Source organism: Kitasatospora atroaurantiaca, assembly GCF_007828955.1.
GTDB classification, from domain to species: domain Bacteria; phylum Actinomycetota; class Actinomycetes; order Streptomycetales; family Streptomycetaceae; genus Kitasatospora; species Kitasatospora atroaurantiaca.
Window position 1 is genome coordinate 5,310,089 of the sequence record NZ_VIVR01000001.1, and the last position, 22,574, is coordinate 5,332,662.

17 protein-coding genes are annotated in these 22,574 nt (G+C 72.3%); 13 read left to right on the top strand and 4 right to left on the bottom strand.

The features are described from left to right. Positions 1–268: 268 nt before the first annotated feature. A complete protein-coding gene (gabT, locus tag FB465_RS24185; RefSeq protein ID WP_145793788.1) occupies positions 269–1,609 on the bottom strand; it encodes a 4-aminobutyrate--2-oxoglutarate transaminase in 1,341 nt (446 codons plus the stop codon). Positions 1,610–1,838: 229 nt separating this feature from the next. On the opposite strand from gabT, the gene FB465_RS24190 reads away from it, so the two are divergent. From FB465_RS24190 to FB465_RS24225, 8 genes are all read left to right on the top strand, one after another. Beyond that, a complete protein-coding gene (locus tag FB465_RS24190; protein ID WP_246192810.1) occupies positions 1,839–3,908 on the top strand; it encodes a type IV secretory system conjugative DNA transfer family protein in 2,070 nt (689 codons plus the stop codon). A gap of 113 nt (positions 3,909–4,021) precedes the next feature. Beyond that, the gene (locus FB465_RS24195; RefSeq protein WP_145793790.1) at positions 4,022–5,587 is read left to right on the top strand and encodes a PucR family transcriptional regulator; all 1,566 of its coding nucleotides are present in this window, start codon (positions 4,022–4,024) and stop codon (positions 5,585–5,587) included. A 268-nt stretch (positions 5,588–5,855) separates the two neighbouring features. Further along, positions 5,856–7,298 (top strand): aldehyde dehydrogenase family protein, encoded by a 1,443-nt coding sequence (locus FB465_RS24200; protein ID WP_145793791.1) that lies wholly within the window; start codon positions 5,856–5,858, stop codon positions 7,296–7,298. A gap of 226 nt (positions 7,299–7,524) precedes the next feature. Further along, complete coding sequence (locus FB465_RS24205; protein ID WP_145793793.1) at positions 7,525–7,932, top strand: hypothetical protein; 408 nt, start codon at positions 7,525–7,527, stop codon at positions 7,930–7,932. A 31-nt stretch (positions 7,933–7,963) separates the two neighbouring features. After that, positions 7,964–9,193, top strand: coding sequence for a 1-deoxy-D-xylulose-5-phosphate reductoisomerase (gene dxr / locus FB465_RS24210; protein ID WP_145793795.1), 1,230 nt, complete (start codon positions 7,964–7,966; stop codon positions 9,191–9,193). 52 nt (positions 9,194–9,245) lie between these two features. Next, positions 9,246–10,538, top strand: coding sequence for a M50 family metallopeptidase (locus tag FB465_RS24215; protein WP_211786001.1), 1,293 nt, complete (start codon positions 9,246–9,248; stop codon positions 10,536–10,538). Positions 10,539–10,727: 189 nt separating this feature from the next. Next, positions 10,728–11,888, top strand: coding sequence for a flavodoxin-dependent (E)-4-hydroxy-3-methylbut-2-enyl-diphosphate synthase (ispG, locus tag FB465_RS24220; RefSeq protein WP_145793799.1), 1,161 nt, complete (start codon positions 10,728–10,730; stop codon positions 11,886–11,888). A gap of 143 nt (positions 11,889–12,031) precedes the next feature. Continuing rightward, positions 12,032–12,907, top strand: a complete 876-nt coding sequence (locus FB465_RS24225; RefSeq protein WP_145793801.1) for a GNAT family N-acetyltransferase — start codon at positions 12,032–12,034, stop codon at positions 12,905–12,907. 30 nt (positions 12,908–12,937) lie between these two features. Here the strand turns inward: FB465_RS24225 and FB465_RS24230 are convergent, their stop codons facing one another. Beyond that, positions 12,938–14,131, bottom strand: a complete 1,194-nt coding sequence (locus FB465_RS24230; RefSeq protein WP_145793802.1) for a right-handed parallel beta-helix repeat-containing protein — start codon at positions 14,129–14,131, stop codon at positions 12,938–12,940. 170 nt (positions 14,132–14,301) lie between these two features. On the opposite strand from FB465_RS24230, the gene FB465_RS24235 reads away from it, so the two are divergent. Beyond that, positions 14,302–14,883, top strand: a complete 582-nt coding sequence (locus FB465_RS24235; RefSeq protein WP_145793804.1) for a GNAT family N-acetyltransferase — start codon at positions 14,302–14,304, stop codon at positions 14,881–14,883. Here the strand turns inward: FB465_RS24235 and FB465_RS24240 are convergent. Both FB465_RS24240 and FB465_RS37570 read right to left on the bottom strand, forming a co-directional pair. Continuing rightward, complete coding sequence (locus tag FB465_RS24240) at positions 14,856–15,782, bottom strand: aminoglycoside phosphotransferase family protein (RefSeq protein ID WP_145793806.1); 927 nt, start codon at positions 15,780–15,782, stop codon at positions 14,856–14,858. The genes FB465_RS24235 and FB465_RS24240 overlap by 28 nt on opposite strands. Positions 15,783–15,856: 74 nt before the next feature. Beyond that, positions 15,857–16,885, bottom strand: coding sequence for a ferritin-like domain-containing protein (locus FB465_RS37570; RefSeq protein ID WP_145793808.1), 1,029 nt, complete (start codon positions 16,883–16,885; stop codon positions 15,857–15,859). Between the two features lie 266 nt (positions 16,886–17,151). Between FB465_RS37570 and rimP the strand changes: the two genes are divergently transcribed. The 4 genes from rimP to infB all read left to right on the top strand — a co-directional run bounded on the left by rimP (position 17,152) and on the right by infB (position 22,565). Continuing rightward, entirely contained in the window at positions 17,152–17,739 is a 588-nt protein-coding gene (rimP, locus tag FB465_RS24250) for a ribosome maturation factor RimP (protein WP_145793810.1), read from the top strand. 55 nt (positions 17,740–17,794) lie between these two features. Beyond that, positions 17,795–18,796, top strand: a complete 1,002-nt coding sequence (nusA, locus tag FB465_RS24255) for a transcription termination factor NusA (protein ID WP_145793812.1) — start codon at positions 17,795–17,797, stop codon at positions 18,794–18,796. Positions 18,797–18,866: 70 nt separating this feature from the next. Further along, positions 18,867–19,160 (top strand): YlxR family protein, encoded by a 294-nt coding sequence (locus FB465_RS24260; protein WP_145797559.1) that lies wholly within the window; start codon positions 18,867–18,869, stop codon positions 19,158–19,160. A gap of 240 nt (positions 19,161–19,400) precedes the next feature. Next, a complete protein-coding gene (gene infB, locus FB465_RS24265; protein WP_145793814.1) occupies positions 19,401–22,565 on the top strand; it encodes a translation initiation factor IF-2 in 3,165 nt (1,054 codons plus the stop codon). Positions 22,566–22,574 lie beyond the last annotated feature (9 nt).

A 22,574-nucleotide genomic window follows, 5' to 3' on the forward strand; every position in this document is an offset into this window, starting at 1 on the left:
GGGGGGTGTGGGCCGGACGGTCGGTCGATCGGTCTTCGTGTCCCGTAACTCCCGAGGGGGTTACGGGTGGTGTCGCTAAGGGTTGCGGCTCGCTGTCCATCTGTCATGACAGTACGTCAAAGGCGGTGCGGGGCCGAGCGGCTTCGGTGGTTTCGCACAGCATCTTCACCAGATGGCGCACAACCGGTCGTGCACGCACACGAATGCAAGGGGCCCGGTCCAGAGTGGACCGGGCCCCTTGCGCGCAGACGTCGGGCGCGGGAGAGCGTCAGACGGCGGCGAACGCGTTCTCGATGATGTCCAGGCCCTCGACGAGGAGGTGCTCCGGGATCACCAGCGGCGGCAGGAAACGCAGCACGTTGCCGTAGGTGCCGGCGGTCAGCACGACCAGGCCCTCGGCGTGGCAGGCCTTCGCGATGGCCGCGGTGACCTCGGGGTTGGCCTCCTTGGTGCCCGGCTTGACCAGCTCGACGGCGATCATCGCGCCGCGGCCACGGACCTCGCCGATGATCTCGAACTTCTCGGCCATGGCACGCAGACGGCCGAGCATGACCTCGCCGATGTGCTGGGCCTTGCCGTTGAGGTCCTCGGTCTTCATGGTCTCGATCGAGCCCAGCGCGGCGGCGCAGGCCACCGGGTTACCGCCGTAGGTGCCGCCCAGGCCGCCCGCGTGCGCGGCGTCCATGATCTCGGCGCGGCCGGTCACGGCGGCCAGCGGCAGACCGCCGGCGATGCCCTTGGCGGTCGTGATCAGGTCCGGGACGATGTTCTCGTCCTCGCACGCGAACCACTGGCCGGTGCGGCAGAAGCCGGTCTGGATCTCGTCCGCGACGAAGACGATGCCGTTCGCCTTGGCGTACTCGACGATGGCCGGGAGGAAGCCCTTGGCCGGCTCGATGAAGCCGCCCTCGCCCTGGATCGGCTCGATGATGATCGCCGCGACGTTGTCGGCACCGATCTGCTTGTTGATGATGTCGATCGCCTGCGCGGCCGCCTCGGCGGCGCAGTTCTCGGCACCGGTCAGCCAGCGGTACGGGTACGCGACCGGCACGCGGTAGATCTCGGGGGCGAACGGACCGAAGCCCTGCTTGTACGGCATGTTCTTCGCCGTCAGGCCCATGGTGAGGTTGGTGCGGCCGTGGTAGCCGTGGTCGAAGACCACGACGGCGGTGCGCTTGGTGTACGCGCGGGCGATCTTGACCGCGTTCTCGACGGCCTCGGCGCCCGAGTTGAAGAGCGCGGTGCGCTTCTCGTGGTCGCCCGGGGTCAGCTCGTTGAGCTGCTCCGCCACGGCCACGTAACCCTCGTACGGGGTCACCATGAAACAGGTGTGGGTGAAGGCGGCGAGCTGCTCGGTGGCCTTGGCGACCACGGCGGCGGCGCTGTTGCCGACGTTGGTCACGGCGATGCCGGAGCCGAAGTCGATCAGCGAGTTGCCGTCCACGTCCTCCAGCACGCCGCCGCCGGCGCGCGAGACGTACACGGGCAGCGTGGTGCCCACACCGGCCGCCACCGCGCCCAGCTTGCGAGCCTGCAGCTCCTGCGACTTCGGGCCGGGGATCGCGGTGACCAGGCGGCGCTCCTGCGGGAGCGGCGTTGCAGCGCTCATGGTGTTCTCCAAATTCTCAAGGCGCGGTAACTCGCAGGCTACGGCCGGGCCGGACGCTCGGGCATGCGCCACTCGGTAGCAGTGCGCCGTTCGACTTGTCCTGCACGGCCAGCGCGCGGAGATCGGCTACCGGGTGCCCTCACTCCACTACATTGAGCGCGGGCGTGTCGCCGGACCGGCGGCATGGGTATGGGCAATGCCGGGTGGGCGTGTAGGGAGCGGGGCCGCGATGGGACTGGACGGCACACAGGGGCAGCGGGCCATCGGGGTGGACCGGCCCGCCGAGCTGTACAAGGCGTCCGCCGTCCCCACGCAGCGCAGCGGTCCCTTCGACCTGGCGGGCTGGGCGGGCGAGCCGCGCCCCGAGGCCGCCCCCGGTGTCTACCGCTACGGCTACCGCCCGGCCGACCCGGCCCGTACCAAGGACGCCGGCGTTCCGGCCGGCCCGCTGCTGCTGCGGGCCGCGCTCAACCTGCTGGTCGGCTGGTTCGCCTACATCTACGGCGTCAACCTCGTCTTCGCCCTGGCGGGCCTGTTCGGACTGTTGAACGGCCTGTCCCAGACCGCCGCCGTGATCGTCCTGCTGCTGGTGAACGCCGCCGTGGTGGCCGGCGTGGTCAAACTCTTCGGCCGGATGGGCCGCTGGCCGGAGGTCTGGCGCCGGTACGTGGCCCCGCTGCTCGCCCGGACCGTCACCCACGAGCAGCCGGACGAGCTCCAGGACGCCGCGCAGCCCACCGGGCCGGCCGACCCGTGGCACCAGCTGCGGTACGGCGGTGCGGACCTCGCCGCCCGGCACCTCGACACCGAGCACGTCGGCGACGTCGACTACGTGCGCATCCAGCGCGCCTGGGAGACCGTCCTCGCCGACCCGGAGCTGCTGCCCGCCTTCACCGAACAGATCGCCGAGCGCGGAGCCGCCGCCTGCGCGCACCCCTCGGAGGCCCGCGACCTCCCCGGCCGCAGCGCCAGGCACGACCTGCTGACCCGTCAGGTCCGGCTCGGCACGGCGCAGGACGTGATCAAGAACCCGCCCGCCCACCGGACCGCGGGCTTCGCCCTCGACCCCACCCTGCTCGGCACCTCGCTGCTCGCCGTCGGCCCGGCCGGCACCGGCAAGACCGCCCACCTCGCCCGTCCGGTCGCCGAGGCGCTCTGCCTCCAGGCCCTGGCCGGAACCGCCTGCGCCGTGGTGATCGGCTCCGCCGACGCCGACCTCGGCCCCGACGAGTGGTACGACGTGGTCATCGCGCCCGGCGACCCGCAGTCGGCGTACGGACTCGACCTCTTCGGCGCGGCCAAGGACGTGGACGAGGCGGCCGCCCGGCTCGCCGACGCGCTGCTCCCCGACGAGCTCGCGGCCCGCACCGAGAGCGCTCGCACCGCGCTGCAGCAGATCGTCGGCCCGTTCCACGCCGCGTTCCGGCGCTACCCGGGCGTGCGCGAGCTGCGCGCCCTGCTCGGCGGAGACCCGGACAGCTTCGTCGCCCTCGGCAAGACCCTCCGCGAGGCCGAGCTGCTGGAGGTGTACCAGCCCGATCTGCAGCACCGCGTACGCCAGCACGGCCGCGCCGACGACCCCGGTGCGCTGCTCGCCGACCGGCTCGCCCTGCTGGACCGCCCGGCCTTCGCCGGCTGCTTCCCCGGCGCCGAGCCGGGCAAGCCCGCCTTCGCGATGCGTGCCCTCGACCACCCGCTGCGGGTCCGGGTCAAGCTGCCCGAGCGCAGCCACCCCGAGGCCGCCCGGATGCTCTCCCGGCTGGTGACCGGCCAGTTCGTCCAGGCCACCGCCGTCCGGGAGGAGCGCGCGCTGTTCGCCGGGCTGGTGGTCGACGACGCCTCGGCCGCCCTCGACGCGCACACGGTGCGTGGCCTGCAGCGGATGCGCGGCGCCAATGCGGGCGCCGTACTGCTGCTGCGCACCCTCGTCGACCTGCCGGAGGCGCTGCGGGCCCCGCTGTTCGGTGCGGTCGGCTGCCGGATGGCCTTCCCGGGCATCGCGCCCTGGGACGGCAAGCTCTTCTCCGAGGCCTGGGGCACCCATCTGGTCCAGGAGACCGCGATCACCCATGCCCCCGACACCTCCGGCGGACTGCTCAGGCGCGCGGCCCGGGTCGGCCGCAAGGCCCTCTCCGGCACGACGGCGCAGACCGAGAGCGTCACCACACGGGACGTCGAGCGCCACCGCTGGTCGCCGTCCGAGCTCGCCCATGCGCTGCCCACCGGGCACGCGGTCATCTCGCTGAGCACGGTCGCAGGCGAACAGGTCCCGCCGTTGCTGGTGGATCTCAGGTCCTGACTCCGCAGCGGTGGATTCGGCCTCTTCGCTTGTCCGGGGCGTACATAATGGGGGGAGATCCCCCTCCTCGCCGGTCGCAATGGCGCGACCGGGTCGGAACCACCGAAGGTGCCATGCCCCCCACACTCGCCTCCGTCGTCCGCAACACCTCGCTCCATCTGACGGTCCTCGCCGGTGCGGACCATCTGGAGCGGCCCGTCCGTTGGGTGCACACCAGCGAGCTGGACGACCCCACCCCGTTCCTCGAGGGCGGGGAACTGCTGCTCACCACCGGCATCAAGCTGGGCAAGGCCGCCGCGAAACTGCAGGCGTACGTGCACCGGCTGGCCGACGCAGGAGTGGTCGGGCTCGGGCTGGGCGTGGGCCTCTCGCACACCGAGGTCCCCCAGGCTCTGGTCGACGCCGCCGCCCAGCGCGGGCTGCCGCTGCTGCGGGTCCCCGAGGCGACGCCGTTCATCGCGATCAGCAAGGCCGTCTCGGCCGCCCTCGCCGCCGAGCAGTACGAGGCCGTCACCACCAGCTTCGAGGCCCAGGAGGAGCTCACCCGGGCGGCCCTCGGCAAGGACGGCACCACCGCCGTGGTCCGCCGGCTGGCCGCCCGGCTCGGTGGCTGGGCCGCCCTGTACGACGGCTCCGGTGCGCTCTCCGCGGTGGCCCCCGACTGGGCGGCCCGCCGGGCCGGCCGGCTGGCCGCCGAGGTGGACCGGCTCCGCCGTAGACCGGCCCCGTCCAGCGCCGCCCTGCAGGGCCGCTCCCCGGGCATCGACACCGCGGACGAGGACTACGTGGTGGTCCAGTCGCTGGGCGCCGACCGGCGGGCCCGCGGCTTCCTCGCGGTCGGCACCGAGGACCGGATCACGCCCACCGAGCGGTACGTACTGAACGCCGCCGTGGCCCTGCTGACCCTCACCCTGGAGCGCTCGCGCGAGCTGCGGCAGGCCGAGGAGCGGATGGGCGCGGCGCTGCTCGGCATGGTGCTGGCGGGTGAGGTGGCGACGGCCCGTCAGGTGGCCGCGGGGCTCTTCGGCGGCCTGCCCGAGGGGACCATAAGAGTGCTGGTCGCCGGCGCGGGGCCGGGCGTGGACAGCGCGGAGGCGCTCAGCGAACTGGGCGACCGGGCCGAGCAGGCCGGCGGCCGGGTCGGCGAGCGGCTGCTGGTCTCCCGCGAGGACGGTGCGCACGGGCCCCGGCTGATGGTGCTGGCGCTGGACAACGGTGCCGCTCACCGGGCCTGCCTGGGCGCGGTAGAGGAGCACGAGGGGCTGGCGCTGGGTGTCTCGGCCCCCGCAGGGCTTGAGGAGGCGGGCACCGCGTACGCCCAGGCCGAGCGGGCCCTGGCGGTCGCGCTGCGGGGCGGCCGGCGCTCGGTGGACCACGAGGAGGTCGGCGCGGGTTCGCTGCTGCCGCTGCTCGGGGAGGAGGCCGTGACGGCCTTTGCGGAGGGCCTGCTGCGGCCGCTGCGCGAGCACGACCGCACCGCGCGGGGTGACCTGGTCGCCTCGCTGCGGGCCTGGCTCTCGCGGCACGGTCAGTGGGACGCGGCTGCCGCGGATCTGGGTGTGCACCGGCACACGCTGCGGTACCGGATGCGGCGCGTCGAGGAACTGCTCGGCCGCTCGCTGGACGACACCGACGTCCGCATGGAGCTCTGGCTCGCCCTCCGCTCCGGCGAGGACTAGCAGGGCGCGGACCCTGCGCGTGGGGCGCACCACCAGGGGCGCGGGGAACTGCGCGAGGCGGTAGGGCACGGGTCGTCGCCTTCCGTTTCGCGCAGTTCCCCGCGCCCCTGAAAAGAACCCCGCTCTGGCAGGCACCCCGCCGTCGTGTAGTGCCCCGGCGGGTAACCGCTCCGTGGTGTCCAATCCGGTTCGTGGGCGAGTCCCCCTACCGTGGTTGCAGGCTCCACGTCCGTGGGGTGCACACGACGAGGAGAGGGCCGGTACGACCGTGACCACCACCCACGACTTCTGGCTGGCCGGCCGCCGGGCGAGCGGCGACGCGACCTTCGAGGTCCACCACCCGTTCGACGGCAGCCTGGTCGGCAAGGTCAGCGTCCCCACCGACGCCCAGGTCGAGGAGGCGCTGAACGCCGCCGTCGCCGCCGCCCCGGTCTTCGCGGCGACCCCCGCGCACGTCCGCGCCGGCGCCCTGGACCACGTCTCCAAGCGTCTCGCCGAGCGCACCGAGGAGATCGCCCAGCTGATCACCGCCGAGAACGGCAAGCCGATCAAGTGGGCCCGTGGCGAGGTCGGCCGTGCCGTCTCCGTCTTCCGCTGGGCGGCCGAGGAGGCCCGTCGTACCAACGGCGAGACCATGCGTCTGGACACCGACCCGGGCGGCGTGGGCCGCTTCGCGGTCGTGCGGAAGTTCCCGCGCGGTGTGGTGCTCGGCATCGCCCCGTTCAACTTCCCGCTGAACCTGGTCGCCCACAAGGTCGCCCCGGCGATCGCCGTCGGCGCCCCGATCATCCTCAAGCCGGCCCCGTCCACCCCGCTCTCCGCGCTGGTCCTGGGCGAGATCCTGGCCGAGACCGACCTCCCGGCCGGCTCCTGGAGCGTGCTCCCGGTGCCGAACGAGAAGATGCCGGCCCTGGTCCAGGACGACCGCCTGCCGGTGATCTCCTTCACCGGCTCGGACAAGGTCGGTTACCAGATCATGGACTCGGTGCCGCGCAAGCACGTCACCCTGGAGCTGGGCGGCAACGCCGCCGCCGTCGTGCTCGCCGACTGGTCCTCCGAGGCCGACCTGGAGTGGGCGGCCACCCGTATCGCCACCTTCGCCAACTACCAGGGCGGCCAGTCCTGCATCTCGGTGCAGCGCGTGATCGCCGACGCGTCCGTCTACGACGCGCTGGTCGAGAAGGTCGTCGCCAAGGTCGAGGCCCAGGTGACCGGCAACCCGACCGACGACGCGACCGACGTCGGCCCGCTGGTGGACGAGAACGCCGCCAAGCGCGTCGAGGCCTGGGTCGAGGACGCCGTCGCCAAGGGCGCCAAGGTGCTCACCGGTGGCACCCGAGAGGGCGCCGCGTACGCCCCGACCGTGCTCGCCGAGTTGCCCGCCGACGCGATCCTGGCGGGTGCCGAGGCCTTCGGCCCGGTCCTGTCGCTGCACAAGGTGGACTCCACCGACGAGGCCTTCGCCGCCGTCAACGACTCCAAGTTCGGTCTGCAGGCCGGCGTCTTCACCCACGACCTGCAGACCGCGTTCAAGGCCCACCAGGTGCTGGAGGTCGGCGGCGTGGTCATCGGCGACGCGCCCTCCTACCGCGCCGACCAGATGCCGTACGGCGGCGTCAAGGACTCCGGCGTGGGCCGTGAGGGCGTCAAGTACGCGATGGACGACTTCACCTACGAGCGCGTCCTGGTCCTGACGGGTCTTGACCTCTAGTCACAGCCCCTCGGAACCCCCGCCCCCGCTTGTCGGAGGCGGGGGTTCCTGCTGTTCGCAACAGGGTCGACTGCCAGGAATTCTGACGGCCCGGCAGGGCTGCTGGGCGGCGCTCACCAGCCGGGACGCCGAGGTGCCGGCCTCCACCGGTGAACGGTGGTCGTGAATTGACAGCACCCTGACCCCGGCGTACTCCGGAATGAGGGGGTGTCGAAGGGAGAGCATCATGCTTGGCGACCTGCTCGGACACGAAGAGGGCCAGATAGTCGTACGCCGGGTGATCCCCGGCGAGCACGGCCTGCCGCCCTCGGTGGAGACCACATACCAGGCGTCCGGCGAAATACTGGGCGTCCAGGTCCGCGACATGGGGTCGTACACCGGCCGGATGCGGTCCGACGGCCGCCTCTACGGCCAGGGCGCGGGCATCCTGACGACCCCGAGCGGCGACCACGCGAGCTGGATCGGCCACGGCGTCGGAACGTTCGGCGCGGACGGCACGATCAGCTGGCGCGGCTCGATCATCTACGAGTCCGACTCTTCCGCCTTTGCCGGGCTGGCGAGCGCCGCCGGTGTCTACGAGTGGCAGCAGGACCCGAGCGGAAAGGTGGGCGGCCAGGTCTGGGCCTGGAAGTGAGCACAGGGGTGGGCAAGCCACAATGGAGCCCATGAACTCGCTCGCCCACCCGCAGCTGCGCTTCACTCCCGTCGTGAAGAACCCCTCCGGCCCACGGGAACTGGTCATCCTCGGCTCGACCGGTTCGATCGGCACCCAGGCCATCGACGTGGTGCTGCGCAATCCGGACCGTTTCAAGGTGGTCGCCCTCTCCGCCGCCGGCGGACGGGTGGACCTGCTCGCCGAGCAGGCGTTCCAACTGGGCGTGCCCACGGTGGCCGTCGCCAACGCGGACGCCGCCCCCGCGCTGCGCGAGGCGCTGGCCGCGAAGGCCGCGGGGCGCCCGCTGCCGGAGATCCTGGCGGGCCCCGACGCGGCCACCGAGCTCGCCGGGATGGAGTGCCACTCGGTGCTCAACGGCATCACCGGCTCGATCGGCCTGCGCCCCACCCTGGCGGCGCTGCGCGCGGGCCGGGTGCTGGTGCTGGCCAACAAGGAGTCGCTGATCGTCGGCGGCCCGCTGGTCAAGGCGGTGGCGAAGCCCGGCCAGATCGTGCCGGTGGACTCCGAGCACGCCGCGCTCTTCCAGGCGCTCGCCGGCGGTACCCGCGCCGAGGTCCGCAAGCTCGTGGTGACCGCGAGCGGCGGCCCGTTCCGGGGCCGTACCCGTGAGCAGCTGGCCGGCGTCACCACCGAGGACGCGCTCGCCCACCCGACCTGGGCGATGGGCCCGGTGGTCACCGTCAACTCCGCCACCCTGGTGAACAAGGGCCTCGAGGTGATCGAGGCCCACCTGCTGTACGACGTGCCCTTCGACCGGATCGAGGTCGTCGTCCATCCCCAGTCGGTCGTCCACTCGATGGTGGAATTCACGGACGGCTCGACGCTGGCCCAGGCGAGCCCGCCGGACATGCGGATGCCGATCGCACTCGGGCTCGGCTGGCCCGACCGCGTCCCCGACGCGGCCCCCGGCTGCGACTGGACCAAGGCCGCCACCTGGGAGTTCTTCCCGCTCGATGACGAGGCCTTCCCGGCCGTGGCGCTGGCACGCGAGGTGGGTACGCTCGGCGGGACCGCCCCGGCCGTGTTCAACGCCGCCAACGAGGAATGTGTCGAGGCATTCCTGAAGGGCCGCCTCGCCTTCACCGGAATCGTGGACACTGTGGCGAAGGTGGTGGCCGAGCACGGCACCCCCGCAGCGGGAACTTCCCTGACGGTGGAGGACGTCCTCCACGCGGAGGGCTGGGCCCGGGCGCGCGCGCAGGAGCTGGCAGCAGGCTGAGCACGACCCACGAGCGGAGCGGCATGACGGAGGACGAGCAGTGACAAACGTGATGTGGGTGCTCGGCATCCTGCTGTTCGTGGTCGGGTTGCTGTTCTCGATCGCCTGGCACGAGCTGGGCCACCTCTCCACGGCCAAGCTCTTCGGCATCCGCGTCCCGCAGTACATGGTCGGCTTCGGCCGGACCGTCTGGTCCCGCAAGAAGGGCGAGACCGAGTACGGCATCAAGGCGATCCCGCTCGGCGGGTACATCCGGATGATCGGGATGTTCCCGCCGGGCGCGGACGGGCGGATAACGAAGCGCAGCAGCTCGCCCTGGCGCTCGATGATCGAGGACGCCAGGGAGGCCTCCTACGAGGAGCTCCAGCCCGGCGACGAGCACCGGCTCTTCTACACCCGCAAGCCGTGGAAGCGCGTCATCGTGATGTTCGCGGGCCCGTTCATGAACCTGATCCTCTCGGTCGCGCTCTACCTGAGCTGGTTCATGGGCATCGGCCTGCAGATGTCGGTGCCGACGGTGGCCACCGTCAGCCAGTGCGTGGTGAAGGTGGGCGAGCCGACCGACACCTGTCCGAAGGACGCGCCGCAGTCCCCGGCCGCGCTCGCGGGCCTCAAGCCGGGCGACACCATCGTGTCGTTCAACGGCGACGGCATCAGCACCTACAAGCAGCTGCAGGCCGACATCCGGAAGTCCCCGGGGCAGACGGTGCCGATCGTGGTCGAGCGCGGCGGTGCCCGGCAGACGCTGACCGCCACCATCACCAGCAACACCGTCAACCGGGTGGACCAGGACGGCCGGCCCGTGAACGGCGATCCGGTCACCGCCGGCTTCCTCGGCTTCTCGCCCGCCACCGGCGTGGTCCACCTGAGCCTCGGCCAGAGCGCCCACCAGATGACCGAGATGGCCAAGCACGGCATCTCCTCGCTGATCGCCCTGCCCGGCAAGATCCCCGGCCTCTGGCACGCCATCGTCGGCGACGACCCGCGTCCGGTGGACTCCCCGATGGGCATGGTCGGCGCCGCCCGCCTCGGCGGGGACGTCTTCGCGATGGACCTCCCGGCCACCCAGCAGCTCGCCTTCATGGTCCAGCTGCTCGCCGGGATCAACCTCTCGCTCTTCCTCTTCAACATGCTGCCGCTGCTGCCGCTGGACGGCGGGCACATCGCCGGTGCGCTCTGGGAGTCGCTGCGCCGCAAGGCCGCGGCGCTCGTCCGCCGCCCCGACCCGGGCCCGTTCGACGTGGCGAAGCTGATGCCGGTCGCGTACGTGGTGGCGGGCATCTTCATCTGCTTCACGGCGCTCGTCATGGTCGCCGACGTCGTCAACCCGATCAAGCTCAACTGAGACCGGTCGCTCGGAGGCAACGGACCGGCCGGGCGCGCCCCCCGGATGCGCCTGATGGGGTACGGCTGATGTGCCCGCGCCCGTACCCGTGCCGTACCGTTGGACGCCGGGCGTGCGTACGTCGGCGCGCCCGGCCCGGCCAGAGCCACCGGCCGGCTCTCACACCTCAACCTGGGGAACCCTGCGCACATGACCGCGATCTCGCTCGGTATTCCGTCCCTGCCGCTCAAGCCGCTCGCCACGCGTCGCGTCTCCCGGCAGATCATGGTCGGCAACGTCCCGGTCGGCGGTGACGCCCCGATCTCGGTGCAGTCGATGACCACCACGGTCACCTCCGACATCAACGCCACGCTGCAGCAGATCGCTCAGCTGACGGCCTCCGGCTGCCAGATCGTCCGCGTCGCCGTCCCCTCGCAGGACGACGCCGACGCGCTGCCGATCATCGCCAGGAAGTCCGGCATCCCGGTGATCGCCGACATCCACTTCCAGCCCAAGTACGTCTTCGCGGCCATCGAGGCCGGCTGCGCGGCGGTGCGCGTCAACCCGGGCAACATCAAGCAGTTCGACGACAAGGTCGGCGAGATCGCCAAGGCGGCCAAGGACGCCGGCGTCCCGATCCGGATCGGCGTCAACGCGGGCTCGCTCGACAAGCGGCTGCTGGAGAAGTACGGCCGGGCCACCCCCGAGGCGCTGGTCGAGTCCGCGCTCTGGGAGTGCTCGCTCTTCGAGGAGCACGACTTCCGCGACATCAAGATCTCGGTCAAGCACAACGACCCGGTCGTGATGATCAACGCCTACCGCCAGCTCGCGGCCGCCTGCGACTACCCGCTGCACCTCGGTGTCACCGAGGCCGGCCCGGCCTTCCAGGGCACCATCAAGTCGGCCGTCGCCTTCGGTGCGCTGCTGGCCGAGGGCATCGGCGACACCATCCGGGTCTCCCTGTCGGCCCCGCCGGCCGAGGAGGTCAAGGTCGGCAACCAGATCCTGGAGTCGCTGAACCTGCGCCAGCGCGGCCTGGAGATCGTCTCCTGCCCGTCCTGCGGCCGCGCCCAGGTGGACGTCTACAAGCTCGCGGAGGAGGTCACCGCCGGCCTGGAGGGCATGGAGGTGCCGCTTCGCGTCGCGGTCATGGGCTGCGTCGTCAACGGCCCGGGCGAGGCCCGCGAGGCCGACCTCGGTGTCGCCTCCGGCAACGGCAAGGGCCAGATCTTCGTGAAGGGCGAGGTCATCAAGACCGTCCCCGAGTCGAAGATCGTCGAGACCCTGATCGAGGAGGCCCTCAAGCTGGCCGAGCAGATGCAGGCCGAGGGCGTCGAGTCCGGTGTGCCGACCGTGGTCGCCGCCGAGTAGTACGAACTGGCTCAAGCGGGGTCGTCCGTCCACGGACGGCCCCGCAGTCTTCTCCGGTGAGGGTGGGGAGTAGGGTCGAGCGCCCGGAGGCGACCGACAGGCAAGAGTCGATTGGTGAGGTGGCTGTGCTCGATCGAGGTGTGATGCTCCCCGGTCCCTTCGCGGTCGCGCGCGCCCTGGCGACCACCCGGGTCCTGGACGCCCCGGATCTCGAGGACACCCTGGAGGTGCTGCACCGCGACCCGGTGGCCAACGCCTTCGTCGCCACCAGGGTCGAGGCCGTCGGGCTGGACCCGTGGCGCCTCGGCGGCGAGATGTGGGGCTGGTTCGACGAGGACGGGCAGCTGGAGTCGCTCTGCTACGCCGGCGCCAACCTCGTCCTGGTCAACGCGGGCCCGGAGGCCGTCCGGGCGTTCGCCGAGCGCGCCCGCAGGCAGGGCCGCCGCTGCTCCTCGATCGTCGGCCCCGCCGGGCCCACGGCGGCGCTCTGGGCACTGCTGGAACGCAGCTGGGGCCCGGCCCGCGACGTACGGGGCCACCAGCCGCTGATGGCCACCACCGCGCCCTCCGCCGAGGTGGCCCCCGACCCGCTGGTCCGCCGGGTCCGCAAGAACGAGATCGAGGCCCTGATGCCGGCCTGCGTCGCGATGTTCACCGAGGAGGTCGGCATCTCGCCGCTGGCGGGGGACGGCGGCCTGCTCTACCAGGCCCGGATCGCCGAACTGGTCGGAGCCGGACGCTCCTTCGCCCGTTTCTCGGACGACGGCGAGGTGGTCTTCAAAGCGGAGATCGGCGCCGTCACGGCCGGGGCGTGCCAGATCCAGGGCGTGTGGGTGGCACCGGAGCACCGGGGCCGCCGCCTCTCGGAGTCGGGCATGGCCGCCGTCATGGAGGTCGCCCTGCGCGAGGTCGCCCCGGTCGTCTCCCTCTACGTCAACGACTTCAACGTCCGCGCCCGGGCGGCGTACCAGCGGGTGGGCTTCCGTGAGGTCGGCGCTTTCATGAGCGTCCTCTTCTGACCTCCGGTGCGCGGGCGGCGTGCCCGGCGCTCACGCCTCGCTGTTGGCGGTGAGCCGGGTGCCCTGGGAGTGCTGCACCTGGACACCGGGCGAGAGGCCCGTCCTGGTGGTGTTCCCCGAGACCACGGCCCGGGGGGCGTACTCGAGCTGGATGCCGGGCTGCCCGGTGAGCGGCGCGACGGTGTTCCCCGTGACGATCAGTCCGGTCACCGGGGTCTCCTCGGTCCCGGCGGCGGCGATCCCCGCGCGTCCGGTCCGGCGGATGGTGTTGTGCTCCACCCGGATGTCCGACATCGCGTTTCCGCCGAGCGAGTGGATCTCGATGCCGGCCAGCTGCGCCCCCTCGACGGTGTTGTCCTGGATGGTGGAGTCCTGCCAGTCCGCGACCCGGACACCGTTGCCCGCCGCCGCCTCGACGTGGTTGCCGATCACCCGGATGCGGCTGTGCAGCACGCCTTCCCTGCCGCCGTGGTCGCCGCAGAGCGAGCCGAACGGACCGCTGCCGGAGGCCGAGGCGCGCAGCGTGCAGCCGGTCAGCTCGATGTCGTCGCAGGGGGTGTCGTCATGGGGCCCGAACGGCAGGTTGGCGTTGCTGGTGGCGGCGGTGATCTGTACCGCCTCCTTCTCCGCGCGGGGCGCGTGCGTGGTGTCCAGGCCGTCGAAGACGCAGTTCACGACGCGGACCTTGCGCACCCCGTTGAGCTCCACGGCGTGCGCGGACGGGACTTCGAGGATCGTGCAGTCCTCGATCCGGATGTCCTCGGCGTGGCCGAAGGCCATGGCGTCGCAGCGATCGGTGTACTGACCCCCCGCCATGTCCCAGGTCCCGCCCTGGACGACCAGTCCGCCGGGGCCGCTGTACCCCGGGGCGTTGGACTTCCCGTCGAAGTTCTTCAGCAGCGCCCCGGAGTCGGTGCCCCGGACGATCCGCGCGCCGTAGGCCGTGACGGTCATCCCGGCCGACATGATCAGCGAGGTCGACACCGGGTAGTGGCCCGGCGGGATGAGCACCTGAACGGCGCCGCCCGCGTCCCGGGCCGCCTTGAAGGCCAGTTTGAAGGCGTCGGTGTCGTCCTGGGAGCCGTCCCCCGAGGCGCCGTAGTCCCGGACGTTGAAGACCGAGGTGTTCCGGGCGGCGGAAGAGGTGCGGACCCACACCAGTTCGGCGATACCCCAGGCTCCGAGCAGGCCGCCCGCCCCGATCAGTAGCGTGCGCCTTCTCATTCCCGCCCCTGTGTCCCCGGCCGGTCCGGGTAGCGTTCCGCATCCTACACAGGCGTTCGACCAGTCGATCCGGGTGAAGTGACGGCGAACTCTCGGCTTTTCCGCCGCCGTACGTGCAGTGGGCCGGGCTCCGCCCCGGGGCGCGGGGCGGGGTAGTAACGTCCGGGGTCATGGAGCAGCTGACCGAGGTGACGATCGAGGCCATCGACCTGGCGGCGTGGGCCCCGTACGCGCTGGACGTCCAGGCGGTCGCCTTCGGGCTGACGCCCGAGGAGGTGGCGGTCCGGCTGCAGATCGTCGGGCGTCATGCGCTGCAGCCCGGGGTGATTGCGCTGGGAGCGCTGAGCGGTGGCCGGCTGGTCGGCTTCGGGTACGGCATGCCCAACCGGCGTGAGCACTGGTGGAGCACGGTGATCGAGCCGTACCTGCAGGCGCGCGGGTACGGGGACTGGCTGGACGACGTCTTCGCGGTCACCGAGCTGCACGTACTGCCCGAGTTCCAGGGGCGGGGTGTGGGGAGTTCACTGATCCGGACGCTCTGCGAGCGTTCGGGCCGGCCGCGCAGCATCCTGTCGGCGATCGACGCGGAGACCCCGGCCCGGCGGCTGTACCGCTCCCTCGGTTACCACGACCTGGCGCGGGCGGTGCGGTTCCCCAACACCATCCGGCCGTACGCCGTGATGGGTGCTCAACTGCCGTTGCTGCCAGGCCGGACCGGAGGGTCTCAGAGCCAGTCGGCGAACTCCAGGTAGAGCTCGGCGGCATCGGTGTCGCCAGCCTCCAGGCTCCACAGGCCGGCCTCGACGGTGCGGAACAGCGTCCAGCCGCGCAGCCGGTCGTGGTCGACCTCGACGGCGTCGGCGAGCTGGTGCAGCCGTCGTCGGGCGGCGCCGCGTGGTCCCGGTGAGCCGGCCAGGGTGTCCATCCGGTCCTGGGCCAGCCAGGCCAGGTCGTAGGCGCGTTCGCCGACCAGCGGTTTGGGGTCGATCGCCAGCCAGGGCGCGCGGTCGGCCGCGAGGACGTTCCCGTGGTGGAAGTCGCCGTGCAGCAACAGCTGTTCGCTCCGGTCGGCGAGCAGCCCCTCGGCGGTCTCCAGGGCCTCGTCGACCAGGGCCAGGGCCTCGGCGGCCCCGGGCAGCGCGCGGCGCCGGCGCAGGCCGGCCGAGAGCGTGGCGACGTGGTCGGCGACCGAGGTGAACGGGTGGCCGGCAGCCGGCGGTACCCAGAGGCGCTGGAGCAGGCTGGTGGCCTCCAGCATGGCCTTGGCCTCCGCGAGCGAGCGCAACGGGATGTCGCCGTACAGCCGTTCCAGCAGCAGCACACCCGCGGCGGGGTCGGAGTCCAGCAGCAGGACGGCGCCGCGGCCGGCCCAGTGGGTCAGTGCCGCGTGCTCCTGGGCGGTCTCGGGGGTGATCAGCCCGGCCTTGAGGACGGCGGGGGTGAGGTCGTCGCTGTGGCGGACGTACCCGATCAGGCTGATCCGGCCGCCCGGCTCGAAGATCCGCTCAAGGGTGAGACCCCAGCGGGTGAGGTGTTCGGCGAAGGTGGCCGGCAGGGTGGCCAGCCACGCCTCGGCCCGTTCGCCCTCCATGGCGCGCGCGGTCTCCGCCAGGCGCTCGGGGACGGTGATCTGCCCTGATGCTGCCGACATGCTGGCCTCTCGGTCGGTACTTCCCCCGGGTGGTGTTGCCCGCCCATTGTCGGCCATGGGAGGGAAACTGCTGGTCAGGCGCTCGCGGTGGCGGACGGCGTGGCGCCGTCCGAGTCCGGCAGGCCGGGCAGCGCGGGAACGTCGGAGCCCCAGTGCGCCGCCCGCAGCGCCGTCTCCCGCAGAGCCTCGGCGGCGGTCGCCCGGAGCGGCCCGGTGCAGGCCGCCACCAGGTTGGCGTACACGGCGGTGAGCTGGGTCTCGATGTGCGCGGCGAGCTCGCCCGCCGAGGCGGCGCTGGTGACCGCGAACGGGAGCTGGTACCCGGCCGCGGCGGCCGTGGGGGTCGCGCCGCCGGTGCTGAGCAGTCGCTGCCAGGCGTCCCGCTGGGCCTGGTGAGCGGCGTACGAGGCGTGGCCGTCCCCGCGTCTCGCCCCGCTGGGCAGCCGGGCGCCGACGACGCCGTACCCGTAGACGGCGGCGTGCTCGGCGGCGAGCGCGGCCTGCAGGCCGGCGGCCGCCGCGGTGGGCAGCGGGGTGGTGGTCGCTGAGGCGGAGGGGGAGGCGGATGCCGACGGGGAGGCGGACGTGCCCGGCGATGCGGCCGACGTCGGCGCGGCGATCGGGCCGGTGTCACCGAGGGCCGCCGCGTGCAGGGCGTCCGAGGCCGAGACCGCGGCCAGCAGCTTGGCGAGGGCGGGCGAGGCGGCGTCCAGGTCGGCGAGCCGGGCGCCGGCGGTCTGCCGTTCGAGGGCGGCGAGTGCCGCCACCGAGGACACGGCGGCCGTGCTCGTGGCTCCGGAAGCAGAGGCGGAGGCGGAGGCGGACGGGGAGGCCTGCCCCGAGGCCAGTGCCGCCCGGTGCTTGACCACGTCGGCGCGCAGCGGCTGCAGGGTGTCCGCCTTCGCGGCCCCGGGTCCGGCGATCACCGCGTCGTAGGCGGCCAGCAGCGCGTCCGTGGCGGCCACAGCCCGAGCCCGCAGCGGAAGGTCGGGATCGGGCTTGTGGTGGTCGCCGTCCTTGCCGTCGTCCGAGCAGCCGCACAGCAGGTGGGCGCCGCTGAGCGCACCGAGGGCCAGGAAGGTCCGCCGGGTGGGGGACAGCATCGACGCGCTCCCGCAGAGATCATGGGGGAGCCGTTCAGCCCCCGCTGCCGTGCATCATTACAGAACCCACACCTTCCGGGGCCCTGGGGGACGCTATACGGACACTGTGACGTTGCTCGCAGCGGGGTGAGCGCGGGCCAGGTGGCGGGGTGTGCCGGGCCGACGCGTGCGCCGGGCGGAATCGGCGGTTCGGGGGTTGACCGGCTAGGCTTCCGCTTGAGTTAGCAGCTACCGACAACAGCAGACGCGGCCGAGGAGTCACCCGGATGAGCACCACCCCCACCGACCGGCTGCGCGCGTTGCTGGAGCCGCTGGCCGCGGAGGCCGGTTTCGATCTCGAGGACGTCAAGGTCACCCAGGCCGGCAGCCGCCGCCAGGTGCAGATCGACGTGGACGCCGACGGCGGAGTGGATCTCGATGCGATCGCCGAGTTCAGCCGCCGGGTCGGCCAGGAGCTCGACGAGTCCGACGTGATGGGCAGCGCCCCGTACGTCCTGGAGGTCGGCTCGCCCGGCGTGGACCGCCCGCTCACCGAGCCCCGCCACTGGCGCCGGGCCGAGGGCCGTCTGGTCAAGGCCCATCTGGCGGACGGCGGCGAGATCGTCGCCCGGGTCCTGGAGACCGATGAGGACGGCGCCCTGGTCGAGGTGCAGCCGGTCAAGGGCCGCGGAAAGGCCAAGGAGCGCCGCCTGGCGTACGCCGAGGTGGCGAGGGCGCGTGTGCAGGTCGAGTTCAGCCGTAAGGACGACAAGCTCCTCGACGACGCCGAAGACATTGCCGACGACGTTGCCGACGACATCGCGGACGACGTCGTGGACGACATTGCGGACGACGATGAAGGTGCAGAGCACTGACCACCACATCCATCCGCCGCACCATGAACGTGAAGAGAGAAGAGGAGGCGTAGCCGTGGACATCGACATGAGCGCCCTGCGTGGGCTGGTTACCGAGAAGAACATCCCGTTCGACCTGTTGGTCGAGTCGATCGAGTCGGCCCTCCTCATCGCCTACCACCGCACCGAGGGCTCCCGCCGCCGCGCGCGCGTCGAGCTGAACCGCAAGACCGGTCATGTGACGGTGTGGGCGCTGGAGGACCCGGCCGAGCTGGAGGAGGGCGTCGAGCCCAAGGAGTTCGACGACACCCCGAGCGGCTTCGGCCGGATCGCCGCCAGCACCGCCAAGCAGGTGATCCTGCAGCGTCTGCGTGACGCCGCCGACGACCAGACCTTCGGTGAGTACGCCGGCAAGGAGGGCGACATCGTCACCGGTGTCGTCCAGCAGGGCAACGACCCGAAGAACATCCTGGTCGACATCGGCAAGCTGGAGGCCATCCTCCCGCCGCAGGAGCAGGTGCCCGGCGAGGACTACCGCCACGGCACCCGCCTGAAGTGCTACGTGGTGGCCGTCCGCCGCGGTGTGCGCGGGGCGTCCGTCACGCTCTCCCGTACGCACCCCAACCTGGTGAAGAAGCTCTTCGCCCTGGAGGTCCCGGAGATCGCCGACGGCAGCGTCGAGATCGCCGCGATCGCCCGCGAGGCCGGTCACCGCACCAAGATCGCGGTCTGGTCCCGCAAGTCGGGCCTGAACGCCAAGGGCGCCTGCATCGGCCCGATGGGCAGCCGTGTGCGCAACGTCATGGGCGAGCTGCACGGCGAGAAGATCGACATCGTCGACTGGTCGGAGGACCCGGCGGACATGGTCGCCGCCGCGCTGTCCCCCGCGAGGGTGACGAAGGTGGAGATCGTGGATTACAACCAGCGCTCCGCACGGGTGATCGTTCCCGACTACCAGCTGTCGCTGGCGATCGGCAAGGAAGGCCAGAACGCCCGCCTGGCCGCCCGCCTGACGGGGTGGCGGATCGACATCCGCCCGGACACCGAGGCTCCCGACGGGGAATCCTCGGCCGAGTAACAGGCGTTGTAGCTGTCCTGCCGAGATCGGCGGGGCGGCGCCATGTCCCTCCGGAGGGGTAGACTTGAGGTTGTCTGGCCGGACGCGTGTCCGAGCACGCCCCGAACGCACCTGCGTGGGCTGCCGCAAGCGAGCGGCCAAGCACGAGCTGTTGCGTGTCGTGGCGGTCGAGGGCGTATGTGTCCCCGATCCGCGCGGCGCACTGTCGGGCCGGGGCGCACATGTGCACCCCGATCCGGCCTGCCTCGACCTCGCGGTACGCCGCCGGGCGTTCCCCAGGGCCTTCCGGCTCCAGGGGGCGCTCGACACGGACGCTCTGCGTGAGTACGTCGAGGAGCGGGCAGGCGGCACCCCGGCGCCCTGAGTTCTCAGGGGCGTCTGGAGGGGAGCGGCGCTCGCAGCAGTGCCGTCACGTACGGCGGAGAACCACCGCAACAAGCACAGCGCGCGGATGCGACGCGCGCAGTGTGCACACGTCAGGTACCTCGCGAGTTGGAAGTAGGTCGAGATTGCGATGAGCACTCGATGAGTACGCGATGAGTACGCCCATGAAGTAGCGACAGTCCGGCGGACGATTGCCCCGGACTCATAGAGCAGGAGTGAAGTGGCTAAGGTCCGGGTATACGAGCTCGCCAAGGAACTTGGCTTGGAGAGCAAGGCCGTCATGGCCAAGCTCACCGAGCTGGGTGAGTTCGTCCGTTCGGCGTCCTCGACGATCGAGGCGCCGGTCGTGCGCAAGTTGACTGACGCTTTGGGAGTGGCCCCTACGGGTGGTTCCTCTGCCAAGCCTGGCCCGCGGAAGCCCGCGGCGCCCCAGCCCGCCGGTGGCGCTGCCGCCGGTGCGGCCGCACCCAAGCCGGGTGCCCCCACCCCGGGTCCGCGCCCCGCCGCGACCCCGGGTCCCCGTCCCATGCCGGCCGCCGCGGCTCCCGCCGCCCCGGCCGCCCCCGCCGCCAAGCCGGCCGCTGCTGCTCCGGGCCCGCGCCCGGCGGCGCGTCCCGCTGCACCGGCTCCGGCCGCCCCGGCCGCCCCGGTTGCTCCGGCGGCCGAGTTCTCCTCGCCGGCCCCCGCCGGTGATGCCGCCGCTCCGGCGGCGCGTCCGGCCTCCCCGGCCCCGCGTCCGGCAGCGGCTGCCCCCGGCGCCCGTCCGGGCCCGCGTCCGGCCGGCCCGCGTCCGGGCAACAACCCCTTCACCTCCGGCAGTGCGACCGGCATGGGCCGCCCCGGCGAGCGCCGTCCGGCTGCTCCCGGTGCCGCGCGTCCGGGTGCCGGTGCTCCCGGTGCGGGTGCCGCCCGTCCGGGTGGTGACCGTCCGCGTCCGGCCGGCGCTCCCGGTGCCGACCGTGGCGCCCCGCGTCCCGGTGGCGACCGTCCGCGTCCGGCCGGCGCTCCCGGTGCCGACCGTGGCGCCCCGCGTCCCGGTGGCGACCGTCCGCGTCCGGCAGCCGGTCCCGGTGGCGCTCCGCGTCCCGGTGGTGACCGTCCGCGTCCCGACGGCATGCCCCGTCCGGCCGGCCCCCGTCCCGGTGGCCCGAGCCCGTCCGGCATGCCGCGCCCGAACCCGGGCATGATGCCGCAGCGTCCCGCTCCGGGCCCCGGTGCCCGTCCCGGCCCCGGTGGCCGTGGTCCGGGTGGCCCCGGTGGCCGTCCGGGTGGTCCGGGTGCCGGTGGCGCCCGTCCGGGCTTCGCCGGTCGTCCGGCCGGTCCGGGCTCGCGTCCGGCCGGTGGCGGCTTCGGCGGCCCCCGTCCCGGTGGCGGTGCCCCCGGTGGCGGCGGTGGCTTCGGCCCGCGTCCCGGTGGCTTCGGCGGCCGTCCCGGCGGCCCGGGTGCCCGTGGTGGCACGCAGGGTGCCTTCGGTCGTGGCCCGGGCGGTCGCCCGGCCCGTGGCCGCAAGTCGAAGCGTCAGCGTCGCCAGGAGTACGAGGCCATGCAGGCCCCGTCCGTGGGCGGTGTGATGCTGCCTCGCGGCAACGGACAGACCGTCCGCCTGTCGCGTGGTGCCTCGCTGATGGACTTCGCGGAGAAGATCAACGCCAACCCGGCCGCGCTCGTCTCGGTGATGTTCAACCTCGGTGAGATGGTCACCGCGACCCAGTCGGTCTCCGACGCGACCCTCGAGCTGCTGGCCGGCGAGATGGGCTTCGTCCTGGAGATCGTCAGCCGCGACGACGAGGACCGTGAGCTGCTGGAGTCGTTCGACATCGACTTCGGTGCCAACGAGGGTGACGAAGAGATGCTGGCCCCGCGCCCGCCGGTCGTCACCGTCATGGGTCACGTCGACCACGGTAAGACCCGACTGCTCGACGCCATCCGCAAGACCAACGTGGTGGCCGGTGAGGCGGGTGGCATCACCCAGCACATCGGTGCCTACCAGGTCGCGGCGACGGTGAACGGCGAGCCCCGCCCGATCACCTTCCTCGACACCCCGGGTCACGAGGCGTTCTCCGCCATGCGTGCCCGTGGTGCCAAGTCCACCGACATCGCGATCCTGGTGGTCGCGGCCAACGACGGTGTCATGCCGCAGACGGTCGAGGCGTTGAACCACGCCAAGGCCGCCGGTGTGCCGATCGTGGTCGCGGTCAACAAGATCGACGTCGAGGGCGCCGACCCGACCAAGGTCCGCGGTCAGCTGACCGAGTTCGGTCTGGTGGCCGAGGAGTACGGCGGCGACACCATGTTCGTCGACATCTCCGCGCGCCAGGGTCTGAACATCGACCAGCTGCTCGAGGCCGTCGTCCTCACCGCCGATGCCTCGCTCGACCTCCGGGCCAACCCGGAGCAGGACGCGCAGGGTATTGCGATCGAGGCCCACCTCGACAAGGGCCGCGGCGCCATGGCGACCGTCCTGGTCCAGCGCGGTACCCTCCGCGTCGGTGACTCGATCGTGGTCGGCGACGCCTACGGTCGCGTCCGCGCCATGCTGGACGAGAACGGCAACCACCTCGAAGAGGCCGGCCCGTCCCGCCCGGTGCTGCTGCTCGGTCTGACCTCCGTGCCCCGCGCCGGCGACAGCTTCATCGTCGTCGACGAGGACCGCACCGCCCGTCAGATCGCCGAGAAGCGCTCGGCCCGTGACCGCAACGCCGCGTTCGCGCAGCGTCGGGTCCGGATCTCGCTCGAGGACCTGGACAAGGCCATCGCAGCGGGCTCCATCGAGCAGCTCAACCTCATCATCAAGGGTGACGTCTCCGGTTCGGTCGAGGCCCTCGAGGACGCTCTCGTCAAGCTGGACGTGGGCGAGGAGGTCGAGCTCCGGGTCCTGCACCGCGGTGTGGGTGCCATCACCGAGTCCGACGTGGACCTGGCGATGGGCTCGGACGCCATCATCATCGGCTTCAACGTGCGCGCCGAAGGCCGCGCCCGTACGGCGGCCGAGAAGGAAGGCGTGGACGTCCGGTACTACTCGGTCATCTACCAGGCGATCGAGGAGATCGAGTCGGCCCTCAAGGGCATGCTCAAGCCGGAGTACGAGGAGGTGCGCCTCGGCTCTGCGGAGATCCGCGAGGTGTTCCGTTCCTCCAAGTTCGGCAACATCGCCGGTGTCCTGGTCCGCGAGGGCCTGCTGCGCCGCAACGCCAAGGCCCGCCTGCTGCGCGACGGCAAGGTCGTGGCGGAGAGCCTCACCATCGAGGGTCTGCGCCGCTTCAAGGACGACGCGACCGAGGTCCGCGAGGGCTTCGAGGCCGGTGTGACCCTGGGGTCGTTCAACGACATCAAGGTCGACGACATCATCGAGACCTACGAGATGCGCGAGAAGCCGCGCGCGTAAGCGTCGGCT